Source organism: Micromonospora sp. NPDC049051 (assembly GCF_043197575.1).
Classification (GTDB): Bacteria; Actinomycetota; Actinomycetes; order Mycobacteriales; family Micromonosporaceae; genus Micromonospora.
In genome coordinates, this window is sequence record NZ_JBICTL010000001.1 from 720,688 (window position 1) to 735,001 (window position 14,314).

Below are 14,314 nucleotides of genomic sequence, written 5' to 3' on the forward strand. Positions count from 1 at the left end.
TCCTGCCCCAACGCGCGGCACCGGGCAGACGGCGGCAGGCGGTCGGACAAGCGGACAGGCGGGCGGCGGTCAGGTCCGCAGCGCGGGCAGGCCGATCGGGTTGCCCTCCGGGATGACGGTGTGGGCGGCGCGGGCGATGGGTTCGAGCAGCTCCCGCAGCCGCTGCGCGCGCTCCGGACCGAGCGCCCGCCACGGGCCGGCGGCAGCGGCGTCGGTGGCGTCCTCGATCGCCTGGAAGCGGGACCGGCCCAGCTCGGTCGGCTCCCCGTCCGGCGTCAGCCAGCCCCGCTCGGCCAGCCGGGTGCGGGCCTCGGCCCACTGCTCCTCCGACCAGCCCCGCCCGAGCAGGTTCAGCGGGGAGATGTCGACCGCGACCCGCCAGGCCAGCGTCTCCACCGGGTCGAGGTCGGCCGCGACCAGCGCGGCGATGTGCCCGTCGCCGCGCTGCTCGCGCAGCGTGGTGGCGGCCTGCCAGAGCCGGGCCAGCGGGTACTCGCCGCGCGGCAGGGCGGCGTTGGCGGCGCCCAGCACCCGGCCGGCCGGCTCCGCCTCGGCGGCGGCGGCCTCCAGCAGTTCGGCGGCCTCGACCAGGTGCGACTCCGGCAGCTCGTAGGTCAGCTCGGCCAGCGCCTGCACCGCGCCCGTGAGCCGGGCCCGCAGCGCCTCCTGCGGGGTGACCAGCCGCCAGACGGCCGGCAGCGCCCGCGCCACCGTGTGCGGGGCGAAGCTGAAGAACGCCGCGGTCACCGGCGCGGCCTCGGCGGGCCCCAGCGGCGCGGCCCGGCCGGCGAAGTAGCCGCGCCAGAAGCCGCGCAGCCCGACCGCCTCGAAGGCGGCCCGGGCGCGGGGGTGGAAGTAGGTGACCGCGTGGACGGGCTCGTAGTGCGTCCACAACACCCGGGCGGTCCGTCCCGCGTCGTCCAGCGCCGTCACGTGCACCTCCGCGTCCGGTCCGGTCGTCACCCCGGACGGCCGACCGCCCGGGGTGACGCTGAACCTACTGCGAGTTGGTGAGGGGCCGGAAGCCCCGTGTGGGCTACCACATCAACAACGGGCGACATCCCGGACGAACCGGGCCGCCATCGCCGGGCAACGGGCCGGTCACGGGTCCAACTCGGCCCGCCTCGCGGGTCACTGCGCCGCGAGCACGTCCACCACGAAGCGCAGCGGACCGGCCGGACGGCCGCTGGAGGCGTCGTTGCCGTACGCCAGCTCGGCCGGGATGTCGAGCTGCACGCGGCTGCCGACGGTCAATCCGACCAGGCCCTGGTCCCAGCCGGGGATGACCTGGCCGACGCCGATGGCGAAGGAGGCCGGCTGGCCGGCGTTCCACGACGAGTCGAACTCCTTGCCGTCCTTGAAGAAGACGCCGACGTAGTTCGTGGTGATCGTCTGGCCCTTCTGCACCGCCGGGCCGGTGCCCTTGATCAGCGGGGTCACGGTGAGCTTCTTCAGCTCGCCCGTGCCGGCGGCGACCGTCGGCTTGCTGCCCAGGGCCGGGTCGGCCCCCTCCGGCAGCTTCGGGGTGCCGGGCGCATCGGCGGCGGGGGCGCTGGCGGACGGGCCCGAGGACGCCGTGCTGGCCGTCTCGTCCTTGTCGCCGTCGCTGTTGCGCCCGATCGTCACGAAGACGGTGATCAGCACCGCGACCACGGCGACCCCGGCGAGCCCGCCGGCCCACGCCTGGCGGCGGCGCTTCGCCTCGGCCGCCTTCTGCGCGGCCAACTGGGCGGCCAGCCGCCGCTCCGACTTCTGGGACCGGTTCTGCGTACGCTCGCTCACGGCGTCGACTCCCTGCTGCGAAGGTGGTGGCCGGCATCGGAGTGCCGGGGGAAAGCCGACGCACACGGTACCCGCCCCGCCGCCCACCGCGCCGCCTCGACGGTCGTCGCTCCCACCGCACGGGTCACGCCGGCCCCGGCACCACCATGAAGTCGGTCACGTACGAGGTGACCCGGCCGTCGGCGGTCCGCCCGATCCAGGTGCCGTAGCAGCCGTCGCCCCAGCCGGACCAGACCGTCACCACGTTGGCCCCGGTCGACTCGTCCAGCACCGCGGCGACGTGCCCCGGCACCGGTCCGTCGGCCGGCTCGTCGGCGACGAAGACGTCCGTCACCGCGTCCTCGTCCCACGCCTCCAGGGCGGCCAGCGCGGTCGGGTCGGCCAGGGTGCCGATGCCGGTGTCCACCCCGTAGCCGAACCAACCGTCGGCCTTGAGTTCCGCGACGTCCTGGTCGCCGACCAGCGCCATCTCCCAGCGGACCGCCGGCTCGTCGTGGACGACCAGTTCGAGGGCGGCCACCCGCCGGTCCGTCTCGGCGTCCTCGCCCCGCACCACCGCGACCCAGGCCCGCGCCGGGTAGCGGCCGGGGGCCACCCCGACCGTGAACGGCTCGTCCTCGGGGCAGGCCACCGGGTCGCAGCCGACCACCCGCCCCGTCGGCAGCACGACGTCGCCCAGCGGGTGGACCTCCATGACGTACGTGGCGTGCTCGTCGGCGAAGCGGGCGCCGGGCGTCAGCAGCCGGTCCAGGTCGGGGGTGTACGGCATGGGGTTCCTCTCGCGGCGGGGCCGGCGGGAGCGTACCCGCGACGGACCGCACCGGGCGAGACCGCACCGGGCCGTCGGCGGCTCAGCCCTCCAGCTGCCGGGCCAGCGCCTGGCGCAGGTGGTGCTTCGGGCGGGACCCGACGACCGAGCCGACCACCTCCCCGTGGCGGAAGACCAGCAGGGTCGGCAGCGACATCACCGAGTACGTGCGGGTGGCGGCCGGGTTCGCGTCGGTGTCGATCGTCGCGACGAGCATCCGCCCGGCGAACTCCTCGGCGAGCTCGGCGAGGCTGCGGGAGATGGCCCGGCACGGCGGGCACCAGTCCGCCCAGAAGTCGACCACCACCGGCCGGTCGGCGGCGAGCACCACGGTGGCGAAGGTGTCGTCGGTGACGACGGTCAGCGAGCCGTCCGGCGCAGTCTCGAGCATGTTTCCTCCCGGTGGGTGATGGCGTGGGCGAGCTGGTCGCGCAGCTCCCGGCGGACCGCGTGCAGCCGGTCGATGCCGGCGTCGACCTCGGCCAGCTTGCGCCGCAGCACGGCCACCGAGTCGGGGCAGACGTGACCGGAGGCGTTGCCGGCCCGCAGGCAGGCGACGAACGGGCGGATGTCGTCCAGGCCGAAGCCGACCGCGAGCAACGCCCGGATCTCGCGTACGACCGGCAGCTCCGACTCGTCGTAGACCCGGTATCCGTTGGCCGAGCGGGTCGCCCGGAGAAGTCCGTGCGTCTCGTAGTAGCGCAGGGCCCGGGTGCTCGTGCCGGCGCGTTCCGCCAGCTCACCGATCAGCATCCGACCTCCCTCGTCCGACCCGATCGACGCTAGACCTTGCCACCGGCGTCAAGGCAACCTCGGCCGCGCGGCAGGCGCGTACGACCGGAAGGGGTCAGGCGGTCTTGCGGGCCGCCTTCTTCGGCGCGGCCTTCTTCGCGGCGGGCTTCTTCTCGCCCTCGGCGGTCTTCTTCGGCGCGGCCTTCTTGGCGGTCTTCTTCGGGGCGGCCTTCTTCTCGGCGGTCTTCCTGGCCGGGGCCTTCGCCGCCTTCTTCTCGGCGGCCTTCTTCTGCGCCGAGCGGGCCGCCGAGATCGGGGTCGGTTCCCCACCGCCGCCGGCCGGTGCCTCGCCCCGCGCGGAGCGGGCACGCTCGACGGACGCCTTCAGCGCCGCCATCAGGTCGACGGCGGCGGCCGGGGCCTCCTCGACCTCCTCCGGCTGGACCACCTCGCGGCCCTCCACCTTGGCGTCGATGACCTCCTGGAGGGCGGCCCGGTAGTCGTCGGTGAAGGCGTCCGGCTCGAACTCGCCGGCCATCGAGTCGATCAGCGAGCTGGCCATCGCCAGCTCCGGCGGGCGGACCTTCAGGTCCTCGTCGAGGAAGCCGAAGTCGGGTTTGCGGATCTCGTCCGGCCAGAGCATGGTGTTGAGCAGCAGTACGCCCTCGCGGACCCGCAGCGTGGCGAGCTGCTCCCGTTGGCGCAGCGCCACCTTGACGATCGCCACCCGCTCCGAGTCGGCGAGCGCGTCGCGCAGCAGCACGTACGGCTTGGTGGCGGTGCCCTCCGGCTCCAGGAAGTACGCCTTGTTGTAGAGGATCGGGTCGACCTGCTCGGCCGGGACGAACTCCAGTACGTCGATCGCGCGCGAGCTGGACAGCGGCAGCTCGGCGAAGTCCTCGTCGGTGAGGATCACCATCTCGCCGCCGCCGATGTCGTAGCCCTTGGCGATGTCGTCGTAGCTGACCTCCTCGCCGCAGACCTGGCAGGTGCGCTTGTAGCGGATGCGGCCGCCGTCCTCCCGGTGCACCTGGTGGAAGCGGATGTCCTTCTCCTCGGTGGCCGAGTAGAGCTTGACCCCGATCGAGACGAGGCCGAACGAGACGGCTCCCTTCCAGATGGCCCGCATCCCCGTGCTCCTCTCGCCGGTAAAGCCCAGGATCGCAAATGATCGAAGGCCACGCGAGCGCTTCCGTGCGCAAGTACAGTCGGGAGGTGCCCGGCGCGCCGCTCAAGCCGATGCTCGCGATGACCGGGCAGATCCCGGCGGGTGCCGGCTGGGCGTACGAGTTCAAGTGGGACGGTGTCCGCGCGCTGGCCGACATCTCCGGCGGCCGGCAGCACCTGTACGCCCGCAGCGGCGTGGAGATCACCGCCGCGTACCCCGAGCTGGCCACCCTGCGCGAGCAGGTGGGCGACGCGCTGCTCGACGGCGAGGTGGTGCTGCTCGGCGCGACCGGTCAGCCCTCGTTCACGGCCCTGGCGGAGCGGATGCACGTGCGCGACCGGCAGAAGGCCGCCCGGCTGGCGGCGGTGGCCCCGGTGACGTACATGATCTTCGACCTGCTCCGGCTCGACGGCGAGGACCTGACCGGCCGGCCGTTCGCCCGACGGCGGAAGGCCCTGGAGGGCCTCGGGCTCGGCGGCGCCCGGTGGGCGGTGCCGCCGGTCTTCGGCGACGGCCCGGCCACCTACGAGGCGGCCGGCGAGCACGGCCTGGAGGGCGTGATGGCCAAGCGGGTCGACTCGGTCTACCGGCCGGGTGTCCGCTCCCCGGACTGGGTGAAGGTGAAGCTGGAGGTCACGGGCGACTTCGTGGTCGGCGGCTGGCGGCCCGGGGCGCGCAAGATCGGCGGCCTGCTGGTCGGCGTGCCGCGCCCGGACGGGCGGCTCACCTACCGGGGGCGGGTGGGCGGCGGCATCGGCGCGGCCATCGAGCGGGCGCTGCTGCACGAGCTGGAGCCGTTGCGCAGCGGCGCGTCCCCGTTCGGGGGCGACGTGCCGCGCGAGGACGCCCGGGGCGCGATCTGGGTGACACCACGGGTCGTGGTGGAGGTGAAGTACGGCCAGCGCACCCCGGACGGGCGGCTGCGGTTCCCCCGGGTGCTCCGGCTGCGGCCGGACAAACCCGTCGAGGAGGTCGACGATGCCGGGTGAGCGGTTGAAGGTGGACGTCGAGGGACGCGCGTTGGAGCTGTCCAACCTGGACAAGGTGCTCTACCCCGACGCCGGGTTCACCAAGGGTGAGGTGATCGACTACTACACCCGCATCGCCCCGGTGCTCCTGCCGCACCTCACCGACCGGGCGCTCACCCGGATCCGCTTCCCCAACGGGGTCACGGGCGGCTCGTTCTTCGAGAAGAACGCTCCGGCCGCCACCCCCCGCTGGGTACGCACCGAGACGCTGCCCGCGCCCGGGTCCAGCAAGGGCCGCGAGACCATCGACTACGTGGTCGCCGACGACCTGCCCACCCTGGTCTGGCTGGCCAACCTCGCCGCGCTGGAACTGCACACGCCGCAGTGGAAGATCGGCGAGCACCCGGACATGATGGTCGTCGACCTCGATCCGGGGTCGCCGGCGTCGCTGCGCCAGTGCTGCCAGGTGGCGCTGCTGATGCGCGACCGGCTCGCCGACGACGGCGTCTCCGCGTACCCGAAGACCTCGGGCAAGAAGGGCATGCAGCTCTGCTGCCCCATCGCCGGCACGCAGGACGCCGATCTCGTGTCCGACTACGCCAAGCGCATAGCGCAGGAGCTGGAGCGGGCGCACCCGAAGCTGATCGTGTCGAAGATGGCGAAGAACCTGCGGCCGGGCAAGGTCTTCATCGACTGGAGCCAGAACAGCGCCGCCAAGACGACCGTGTCGCCGTACTCGCTGCGGGCGCAGTCCGTGCCGGCCGTGTCCACCCCGCTGACCTGGGACGAGGTCGAGGCGGGCGCGGCGGGGAAGCGTCCGGCGACCAGGCCGTACACGGCGGGGGAGGTGCTGAAGCGGGTGGAGAAGCAGGGCGACCTGCTGGCCCCGCTCCTGGACGGCGGCCCGGCTCTGCCCGGCCCGTGACAGGCTGAATCTTGGACAGTGGCCGTTCGTGCCAGACGGCAACTGTCCGAGATCTGCCCGGCGGCGTGTGGCGGGGCGGTTTGTTGGCGTCGGGTGGGTGCCGGTTCAGTAGGGTGGGCGCAGCCTGCGGAGGAGTGCGACATGAACACGACCGATGCCCTCGTCCGGGATCCGCTGACCGGTGACCGGGCGGCGGAGGTGGACCGGCCGCTGCTCACCTACCTCGACGACGCGACGGGCGAGCGGGTCGACCTGACGGCGGCGGAGCTGGGCGGCTGGGCGGCGCGGGCCGCCGGGCTGCTGCGCGAGGGCTGCGGGCTGGGCGTCGGCGACCGGGCGGCGGTGCTGCTCCCGGCCCACTGGCAGACCGCCGCCGTGCTGCTGGGTGCCTGGTCGGCCGGGGTGGCGGTGTCGTTCCGGCCCCGGGCGACCGCCGGCCTGCCAGCCATCGAGCCGGGCGCCGACGAGCCGTACGACGCCGTGTTCGTCAGCGCCGAGCGGCTGGACGACTGGCTGGAGGACGTGCCCGAGGCGCGGCACCGCTACGTGCTCTCCCTCGGCGCCAACCCGCCGCGGGAGGTGCCCCCGGGCTACCTGGAATGGCGGGCCGAGGTGGAGCGGCACGCCGGCGCGCTGCCCGCGTCCGCCCCGCTGACCAGCTCGGACGCGGCCAGCCCCGACGGTACGAGCTACCGCGAGTGGGGCAGCGTCGCGCTGGCCGTGGCGGAGCGGCTGGACCTGCGGGCGGGCGACCGGCTGCTGGTCGACGTCGCCGAGCACGAACAACCGGTCTACTGGCTGCTGGCGCCACTGGCTGTCGGCGCGTCGGTGGTGCTCTGCGCGAACCTGGACCAGGCCCGGCTGGAGGCCCGGATCGCCGCCGAGCAGATCACCCGGGTGCTGTAGATGGGCGGGATCTACACCGAGGCGAGCATGTCCCTGGACGGCTACATCGCCGGCCCGGGGGAGAGCGGCTTCGACCAGTTGTTCCAGTGGTACGGCAACGGCGAGGTCGCCACTCCGACCGCCAAGCCGGAGATGACGTTCCGCACCTCGCCGGCGAGCGCCGGGCACCTGCGGCACACCCTGGACGACACCGGCGCCCTGGTCGTCGGTCGGCGGCTGTTCGACCTCGTGGACGCCTGGGACGGCCGCCACCCCATGGACAAGCACGTCGTGGTCCTCACCCACCACGTACCGGACGGCTGGCCCCGGCCGGGCGCGCCGTTCACCTTCGTGACCGAGGGCGTCGAGGCCGCCGTCGCGCAGGCCAGGGAGCTGGCCGGCGACCGCTGGGTGGCGGTGAACGGGGGCAGCGTCGCCCGCCAGTGCCTGGCGGCCGGGCTGCTCGACGAGATCCGGGTCAACCTGGTGCCGGTCCTGCTCGGCGACGGCGTGCCGTTCTTCGAGCACGTCCGCGACGCCCCTGTCGAGCTGTCGAACCCGACGGTCGTCGAGGGCGATCGGGTCACCCACCTCTACTACCGGGTCCGCCGCCCGTAACCGTCCACGGAGGAAGAGAGCGGGCAGGTAGTCGGGTCCGCGGAGCACCCGAGCGCCTCCTAGTAGCGCTCCCCGGCCCCCTGGCGTTACAGGGAAATCCGGCCGTTTACGCAGGTCTGTTGCCGGTGCCATCGACGTGGTCTCATACCGGGGAGACGACGTCATCGACCTGGTCGAGACGACCCCGCGTCGACTCCGCACCGCCTCCATTTTCTGAAAGGTGCACTGATGCACAGGAGACCCATCTTCCGACTCGCAGTCCTCACGGCCGCCGCCGCGACGGTCCTGGCGTCCGGCGGCGCCTACGGCGCGGTGTCGGCGGCGCCCGTGCCCGTCTCCCCGGGCGCGGCCGAGTGCGAGCCGGGTGCCGACGGGCACAGCGCGGCCCGGCTCGCCGAGGGCGCCACCGCCAAGGAGCCGGAGCTGTACTCCAAGAACGAGGCGAAGGCCTATGGCGTCATCAAGGACGCCCCGCGCCTGCCCAATGGCAGCGTCACCGTGCCGACGGTCTTCCACATGATCTCCGACCACCCCCTCAGCGCGGCCGAGACGACCCGGTGGAACACCCTGATCGCGGCGCAGATGAAGGTGCTCAACGACTCGTTCTCGGGCCGCACCGCGCCGGACGCCGCCGACACGCCGTTCCGGTTCGACCTGGTCGACACGACCTGGACCGTGAACAGTGACTGGTACACGGTCGTGCCCGGCAAGAACGAGCGCGACATGAAGAAGGCGCTGTACACCGGCGACTCCGAGACCCTCAACGTGTACGCGGCCAACATCGGCGGCGGCCTGCTCGGCTGGGCGTACTTCCCGAAGGGCTACAACAACGGCCGCGACTACATCGACGGCGTGGTGATGCTCGACGAGTCGATGCCGGGCGGCACGGCCGGCAAGTACGCCCTCGGTGACACGCTGACGCACGAGGTCGGGCACTGGCTGATGCTGGAGCACACCTTCGCCCACGGCTGCTCCGCCGCCGGCGACTTCGTCGAGGACACCCCGCGCGAGGCGGCGCCGCAGTTCAACTGCCCGGTCGGCGCGGACACCTGCACCGCACCCGGGCTGGACCCGATCCACAACTTCATGGACTACACGCAGGACTCCTGCATGAACATGTTCACCCCGGGCCAGGCGGACCGGATGAGCGACGCCTGGGTCGCCTTCCGGGCCGGCGGCGCCGGCTGACCCACCCGACCACACCGCTTCGCCGAGGCGGGGCGAGACGAGTCGAGACGAGTCGATCAAGAGGTTTGCGTCACCGACGAGCATGTCGGAGGACGCAAACCTCTTGGTCATTCCGGAGGGCCGTGGTCAGCGGCGGAGGCGGTGGGTGCAGGGCGACAGGTGGTCGGTGGGCAGCGCACACCGCGCGCCGCCGGGCAGTGGCCGGTCACAGAAGACCCAATGTCGTACGCCCTGCTGGTCCTCGGCCGAGACGGTGACCCCGCCGGGCTCGACACGGGCGCTGAGCCGGGCCAGCACGCGGGCGGCGGTCCGGGCGAGGATCCGGGCCCGGAGCAGGTCGGGCGCGGTGACCGGCAGATGGATCACCCAGCGTTCGGTCATCGGTTGAGCCGACGAATCAGGTTGCGCACGGGTGACCGCCCTTCGCCGTTCGTGCCTTCGGTGGTTCGCGTCTGAAGTGGAGGGGCGGCCTCCGCCGGGTGCGGGCGACGGAGACCGCCCCGCCCTGCCGCCGCAGCCTGATCGGCGGTACGGCGACAGGGGGCCGCGCCGGGGGAGCGCGGGGGTGGGGTCTCGACGGCGATGCGAGACCGGTACGAGAGGCGCCAACCGACCGCAGCAGCATCGCATCACCGACAGTGACGCTATTGCCACCGAGTCACCTATGTCAAGCATGTCTGCGAGTCATCTACCCACCTATGTCATCCGTGCTACATACGTTGCCTGTGCCGCGAACGTTGATCGATACTGGGCGGGCCAACCGACTGCAAGGGGCCCGACGTGCCTATTCCGCCCACGATGGACGAGCTGCTCGCCGATCTACTGAAAAAGATCAAGGATGGGGCATATCCGGCTGGCTCGCAGCTGCCCTCCGGGCGGGCGCTGGCGGCGGAGTATGACGTCTCGCAGTCGACGATCAGTCGCGCGGTGGCGCGGTTGCGGGAGCAGGGTGTGCTGGTCGGCCGCCCGGGGCGCGGCGTCTTCGTCGCGGAGTCCATCCGGCCCTGACGGTGCCGCTCGCCTGAGCCGGGCCCCGAACGGATCGCCACCGGCCGCTGTTCCCCGCTCAGGCTTCCACGGCCCGGCGGCTGTCCCTTATGGAGTTAATCGAGCAGTGCGCAACGCGCGCTCTTGAGATGCCGCAAGTGATTCACTAGGTTCGATTGGTAGGCGCGATCAGGGACCGTTTCGGATCCGGGAGAGTGACCCCATCGCACACATCGAACTAGGGGTGGACGAGGCCGAGTTCCCGGGCATCCGTGGGCCGCTGCGCTTCCGGCCGGAGACCGGCCAACCGTTGCTTGAGCTGGTAGAGGTGCTGCTGCGGGGGCCGCATCCGCTCACGCCCGGGGAACGGGAACTGATCGCCGCGTACGTCTCCGGCCGCAACGAGTGCACCTACTGCTGCGCGGCGCACTCGGCGTACGCGGCGGCGCAACTCGACGAGGGGATGGCCCTGGTCGACCAGGTGCGCGCCGACCTGGACAGCGCACCGATCTCTGCGAAACTGCGTGCCCTGCTGCGCATCGCCGGTGCCGTGCAGGTCAGCGGACGTGCGGTCACCCCCGAACTGGTCGAGGCCGCCCGTGCCGAGGGCGCCTCCGACCTGGAGATCCACGACGCGGTCCTGATCGCGGCGGCCTTCTGCATGTTCAACCGGTACGTCGACGGCCTCGGCACCCGACCGGCGGCCGACCCCGGCTGGTACGCGCAGGCGTCCGAGCGCATCGTCAACGCCGGCTACCGCAGGGTCGTCTGACGACGAGCCGACCGGCGCCACCGGACCGAACCCGCCTGCCCACGAGCAGAACCCGGAGCATCAGGTCATGGCACATATCGACCTCGGCCAGGACGAGCAGGTCTACCTGGGCATCCACGGCCTGATCCGGTACCGGCCGGAGACCGGCCGCGCCCTGCTGGCGCTGAACGAGGCGCTGCTGCGCGGACCGCACCCGCTCACCCCCGGCGAGCGGGAACTGATCGCCGCGTACGTTTCCGGCCGCAACGAGTGCCGGTTCTGCCAGGGCGCGCACTCGGCGTTCGCCGCCGTGCAACTCGACGAGGGGATGGTCCTGGTCGACCAGGTTCACGCCGACCTGGACAGCGCACCGATCTCCGCGAAACTGCGTGCCCTGCTGCGCGTCGCCGGTGCCGTGCAGGTCAGCGGACGTGCGGTCACCCCCGAACTGGTCGAGGCCGCCCGTGCCGAGGGCGCCTCCGACCTGGAGATCCACGACGCGGTCCTGATCGCGGCGGCGTACTGCATGTTCAACCGGTACGTCGACGGCCTCGGCACCTCCGTACCCGAGGACCAGGAGTGGTATCTCGGGCCGGCCGGACGGGTCGCCACCCAGGGCTACCTGCCGGTGCTGGACCGCTGACCCGTACCGGTCACCCGAGGGTTCATCCGTCAACCGAATGGGGGCGTGACGTCATGGCACACATCGACCTGGGCGTGGACGAGAACGAGTTTCCCGGGGTCCGGGGCCCGTTGAAGTACCGGCCGGTGACCGGCAGGCCGATGCTGGAACTAGCCGAGACCCTGCTGCGCGGGCCGCTCAGCCTGCCGACGGCCGACCGCGAGCTGATCGCCGCGTACGTCTCCGGCCTGAACGACTGTACCTACTGCTGCTCGGCGCACTCGGCCTTCGCCGCCGCCCTGCTCGACGAGGGCATGACCCTGGTCGACCAGGTACGCGCCGACCTGGACAACGCCCCGGTCAGTGCCAAGCTGCGCGCCCTGCTGCACATCGCGGGGGCCGTGCAGCGCAGTGGACGCAGCGTCACCCCCGAACTGGTCGGGGCGGCCCGCGCCGAGGGCGCCTCCGACGAGGAGATCCACGACACGGTGCTGATCGCGGCGGCCTTCTGCATGGTCAACCGGTACGTCGACGGCCTCGGCACGTTCGCCCCGAGCGACCCGAAGTACTACGACGAGACGGCCCAACGGGTCATCAGCGCCGGCTACCGCAACACGGTCTGAACCTGATCCTGCTGCGTCAGACGGCGGCGAACCGTCGTCCTTCCATCCATGCCGCCGAGGATGGGGATGAGCCAGTCTGCTGACAGACTCCGGACATGAGTTACGACCTGGCGGTGTGGGAGGGCGTGCGGCCCGGAGACGACGGGGAGGGTGGCGTTGTCTACGAAAGGCTCTACGAGAAGTACATGGAGGGTGAGGAGTTCGACCCCACGCCGATCATCCTTGCCTATGCCGAAGCGCTAGCTGAGCGTTGGGCCGTCATTACTGAAGGCAGATCCTCCGGTTGGGGGTCGTTGCGTGACGACGCCTCCGGCCCGATGATCTACCTGACCATGCCGTACGGGCTGGCTGGGAAGTTGTCGGCCGAGGCCGCCCGGCTGGCCGACAGGCACGGACTTGTCTGCTACGACCCACAGACGGAGCACCTCCGGCCAGTACACGACGACTAGGTCCGGCCGCAGGGACTTACGGCTGAGTCGTTTACGACATCAGCTCTACAGCGAGCGCGAGGGACATCGGCCCCCCGGAGATCAGTCGACCGTGGGCAGCTTCGGGCCGAGGACGTCGTCGGCGTCGACGATCGTGTACGCGTACCCCTGCTCGGCGAGGAAGCGCTGCCGGTGGGCCGCGTACTCGGTGTCGATGGTGTCGCGGGAGACGACGGTGTAGAAGTGCGCCTGGCGGCCGTCGGCCTTCGGCCGCAGCACCCGGCCCAGCCGCTGCGCCTCCTCCTGCCGGGAGCCGAACGTGCCCGACACCTGGATCGCCACCGCCGCCTCGGGCAGGTCGATGGAGAAGTTGCCGACCTTCGAGATCACCAGTGTCCGCACCTCGCCGGAGCGGAACGCGTCGAAGAGCCGCTCGCGCTCCTTGTTGGTGGTGGAGCCCTGCACGATGGGCGCGTCGAGGTACTCGCCGAGCTGGTGCAGTTGGTCGATGTAGCCGCCGATGACAAGGACCTGCTCATCGGGGTGCCGGTCGACCAGCGCCTTCACCACCGGCAGCTTGGTGCGGGCGGTGGCCGCCATCCGGTAGCGCTCCTCGGCCTCCGCCGTCGCGTACGACATGCGTTCCGCGTCGGTGAGGGTGACGCGTACCTCGGTGCACTGGGCCGGGGCGATCCAGCCCTGCTGCTCGATGTCCTTCCAGGGCGCGTCGTACCGCTTGGGGCCGATGAGGCTGAACACGTCGCCCTCGCGGCCGTCCTCGCGTACCAGCGTCGCCGTGAGGCCCAACCGGCGACGGGCCTGGAGGTCCGCGGTGAAGCGGAAGATCGGCGCGGGCAGCAGGTGCACCTCGTCGTAGACGACCAGGCCCCAGTCGCGGGCGCCGAACAGGTCCAGGTGGGTGAAGGCGCCCTTCTTGCGCGAGGTGAGCACCTGGTACGTGGCGATGGTGACCGGACGGATCTCCTTGCGCTCGCCCGAGTACTCGCCGATCTCGTCCTCGGTCAGCGACGTGCGGGCGATCAGCTCCCGCTTCCACTGCCGGCCCGCCACCGTGTTCGTGACCAGGATGAGGGTGGTCGCCTTCGCCTCGGCCATCGCCGCCGCCCCGACCAGCGTCTTGCCGGCGCCGCAGGGCAGCACCACGACGCCCGACCCGCCGGCCCAGAACGCCTCGACGGCCTCCCGCTGGTACGACCGCAGCGTCCAGGGTTTCCCACCGTCCTTGCCGGCCTCGGCCAGCTCGATGGGGTGCGCCTCGCCGTCGACGTAGCCGGCCAGGTCCTCCGCCGGCCAACCCAGCTTGAGCAGTGCCTGCTTGAGCCGGCCGCGCTCGGACGGGTGCACCGCGATCGTGTCGTCGTCGAGCTTCGCGCCGAGCATCCCGGCGAGCTTCTTGCTCTTGGCGACCTCGATCAGCACCACCCGGTCCAGCGCCCGCAGCACCAGGCCGTGCGCCGGGTCGTTGGCGAGCTGGAGGCGGCCGTACCGGTCCATCGTCTCGGCCACGTCGACCAGCAGCGCGTGCGGCACCGGGTAGCGGGAGTACTTGATCAGGGAGTCCACCACGCCCTCGGCGTCGTGGCCGGCGGCCCGCGCGTTCCACAGCCCGAGCGGCGTCAGCCGGTAGGTGTGCACGTGCTCCGGGGAGCGCTCCAGCTCGGCGAAGGGCGCGATGGCCATCCGGCACGCCTGCGCGTCGGGGTGGTCGATCTCCAGCAGCAGGGTCTTGTCCGACTGCACGATCAGGGGTCCACCGCTCACGCCAGTGCCTCTCCTCCGCCTCGGTCGCCGGCTGTCCGGGAGGCGAC

17 protein-coding genes and 1 pseudogene are annotated in these 14,314 nt (G+C 72.1%); 10 read left to right on the top strand and 8 right to left on the bottom strand.

Annotation, left to right across the window (positions count from 1 at the left end):
* Window positions 1-69: 69 nt before the first annotated feature.
* The 6 genes and pseudogenes from ACGFIR_RS03450 to ACGFIR_RS03475 all read right to left on the bottom strand — a co-directional run bounded on the left by ACGFIR_RS03450 (window position 70) and on the right by ACGFIR_RS03475 (window position 4,451).
* Window positions 70-894: a hypothetical protein gene (locus tag ACGFIR_RS03450; protein WP_393143740.1), complete on the bottom strand. Its 825-nt coding sequence runs from the start codon at window positions 892-894 to the stop codon at window positions 70-72.
* A 237-nt stretch (window positions 895-1,131) separates the two neighbouring features.
* Window positions 1,132-1,819 (bottom strand): annotated as a pseudogene (locus ACGFIR_RS03455) (FKBP-type peptidyl-prolyl cis-trans isomerase).
* Between the two features lie 87 nt (window positions 1,820-1,906).
* Window positions 1,907-2,551 (bottom strand): DUF4241 domain-containing protein, encoded by a 645-nt coding sequence (locus ACGFIR_RS03460; protein WP_393000752.1) that lies wholly within the window; start codon window positions 2,549-2,551, stop codon window positions 1,907-1,909.
* An 82-nt stretch (window positions 2,552-2,633) separates the two neighbouring features.
* Window positions 2,634-2,981, bottom strand: a complete 348-nt coding sequence (trxA, locus tag ACGFIR_RS03465) for a thioredoxin (RefSeq protein ID WP_393142984.1) — start codon at window positions 2,979-2,981, stop codon at window positions 2,634-2,636.
* Window positions 2,951-3,343, bottom strand: coding sequence for a MerR family transcriptional regulator (locus tag ACGFIR_RS03470; RefSeq protein ID WP_393000748.1), 393 nt, complete (start codon window positions 3,341-3,343; stop codon window positions 2,951-2,953). Before ACGFIR_RS03470 ends, trxA begins: the two co-directional genes overlap by 31 nt.
* Window positions 3,344-3,437: 94 nt before the next feature.
* Entirely contained in the window at window positions 3,438-4,451 is a 1,014-nt protein-coding gene (locus tag ACGFIR_RS03475; RefSeq protein ID WP_393000746.1) for a Ku protein, read from the bottom strand.
* Between the two features lie 86 nt (window positions 4,452-4,537).
* Between ACGFIR_RS03475 and ligD (ACGFIR_RS03480) the strand changes: the two genes are divergently transcribed.
* The 5 genes from ligD (ACGFIR_RS03480) (at window position 4,538) to ACGFIR_RS03500 (ending at window position 9,074) form a co-directional block, all read left to right on the top strand.
* A complete protein-coding gene (ligD, locus tag ACGFIR_RS03480; protein ID WP_393143742.1) occupies window positions 4,538-5,479 on the top strand; it encodes a non-homologous end-joining DNA ligase in 942 nt (313 codons plus the stop codon).
* Window positions 5,469-6,383, top strand: coding sequence for a non-homologous end-joining DNA ligase (ligD, locus tag ACGFIR_RS03485; RefSeq protein ID WP_393000744.1), 915 nt, complete (start codon window positions 5,469-5,471; stop codon window positions 6,381-6,383). Before ligD (ACGFIR_RS03480) ends, ligD (ACGFIR_RS03485) begins: the two co-directional genes overlap by 11 nt.
* A gap of 141 nt (window positions 6,384-6,524) precedes the next feature.
* Window positions 6,525-7,289, top strand: coding sequence for a TIGR03089 family protein (locus ACGFIR_RS03490; protein WP_393142986.1), 765 nt, complete (start codon window positions 6,525-6,527; stop codon window positions 7,287-7,289).
* The gene (locus tag ACGFIR_RS03495) at window positions 7,290-7,886 is read left to right on the top strand and encodes a dihydrofolate reductase family protein (RefSeq protein ID WP_393142988.1); all 597 of its coding nucleotides are present in this window, start codon (window positions 7,290-7,292) and stop codon (window positions 7,884-7,886) included.
* A 228-nt stretch (window positions 7,887-8,114) separates the two neighbouring features.
* Window positions 8,115-9,074, top strand: coding sequence for a zinc metalloprotease (locus tag ACGFIR_RS03500; protein WP_393142990.1), 960 nt, complete (start codon window positions 8,115-8,117; stop codon window positions 9,072-9,074).
* Between the two features lie 126 nt (window positions 9,075-9,200).
* On the opposite strand, the gene ACGFIR_RS03505 is transcribed toward ACGFIR_RS03500, so the two are convergent.
* On the bottom strand, window positions 9,201-9,455 hold the full coding sequence (locus ACGFIR_RS03505; protein WP_393142992.1) for a hypothetical protein: 255 nt from the start codon (window positions 9,453-9,455) through the stop codon (window positions 9,201-9,203).
* Window positions 9,456-9,872: 417 nt separating this feature from the next.
* Here ACGFIR_RS03505 and ACGFIR_RS03510 point away from each other — a divergent pair, with 417 nt between their 5' ends.
* The 5 genes from ACGFIR_RS03510 (at window position 9,873) to ACGFIR_RS03530 (ending at window position 12,506) form a co-directional block, all read left to right on the top strand.
* A complete protein-coding gene (locus tag ACGFIR_RS03510) occupies window positions 9,873-10,082 on the top strand; it encodes a GntR family transcriptional regulator (protein ID WP_393000734.1) in 210 nt (69 codons plus the stop codon).
* Between the two features lie 202 nt (window positions 10,083-10,284).
* The gene (locus tag ACGFIR_RS03515) at window positions 10,285-10,833 is read left to right on the top strand and encodes a carboxymuconolactone decarboxylase family protein (protein WP_393143744.1); all 549 of its coding nucleotides are present in this window, start codon (window positions 10,285-10,287) and stop codon (window positions 10,831-10,833) included.
* Window positions 10,834-10,900: 67 nt separating this feature from the next.
* Window positions 10,901-11,455, top strand: coding sequence for a carboxymuconolactone decarboxylase family protein (locus tag ACGFIR_RS03520; RefSeq protein WP_393142994.1), 555 nt, complete (start codon window positions 10,901-10,903; stop codon window positions 11,453-11,455).
* 53 nt (window positions 11,456-11,508) lie between these two features.
* Entirely contained in the window at window positions 11,509-12,057 is a 549-nt protein-coding gene (locus tag ACGFIR_RS03525) for a carboxymuconolactone decarboxylase family protein (protein WP_393142996.1), read from the top strand.
* Window positions 12,058-12,152: 95 nt separating this feature from the next.
* On the top strand, window positions 12,153-12,506 hold the full coding sequence (locus ACGFIR_RS03530; RefSeq protein ID WP_393000728.1) for a hypothetical protein: 354 nt from the start codon (window positions 12,153-12,155) through the stop codon (window positions 12,504-12,506).
* 81 nt (window positions 12,507-12,587) lie between these two features.
* On the opposite strand, the gene ACGFIR_RS03535 is transcribed toward ACGFIR_RS03530, so the two are convergent.
* Window positions 12,588-14,267 (bottom strand): DNA repair helicase XPB, encoded by a 1,680-nt coding sequence (locus tag ACGFIR_RS03535; protein WP_393000726.1) that lies wholly within the window; start codon window positions 14,265-14,267, stop codon window positions 12,588-12,590.
* Between the last annotated feature and the right edge of the window lie 47 nt (window positions 14,268-14,314).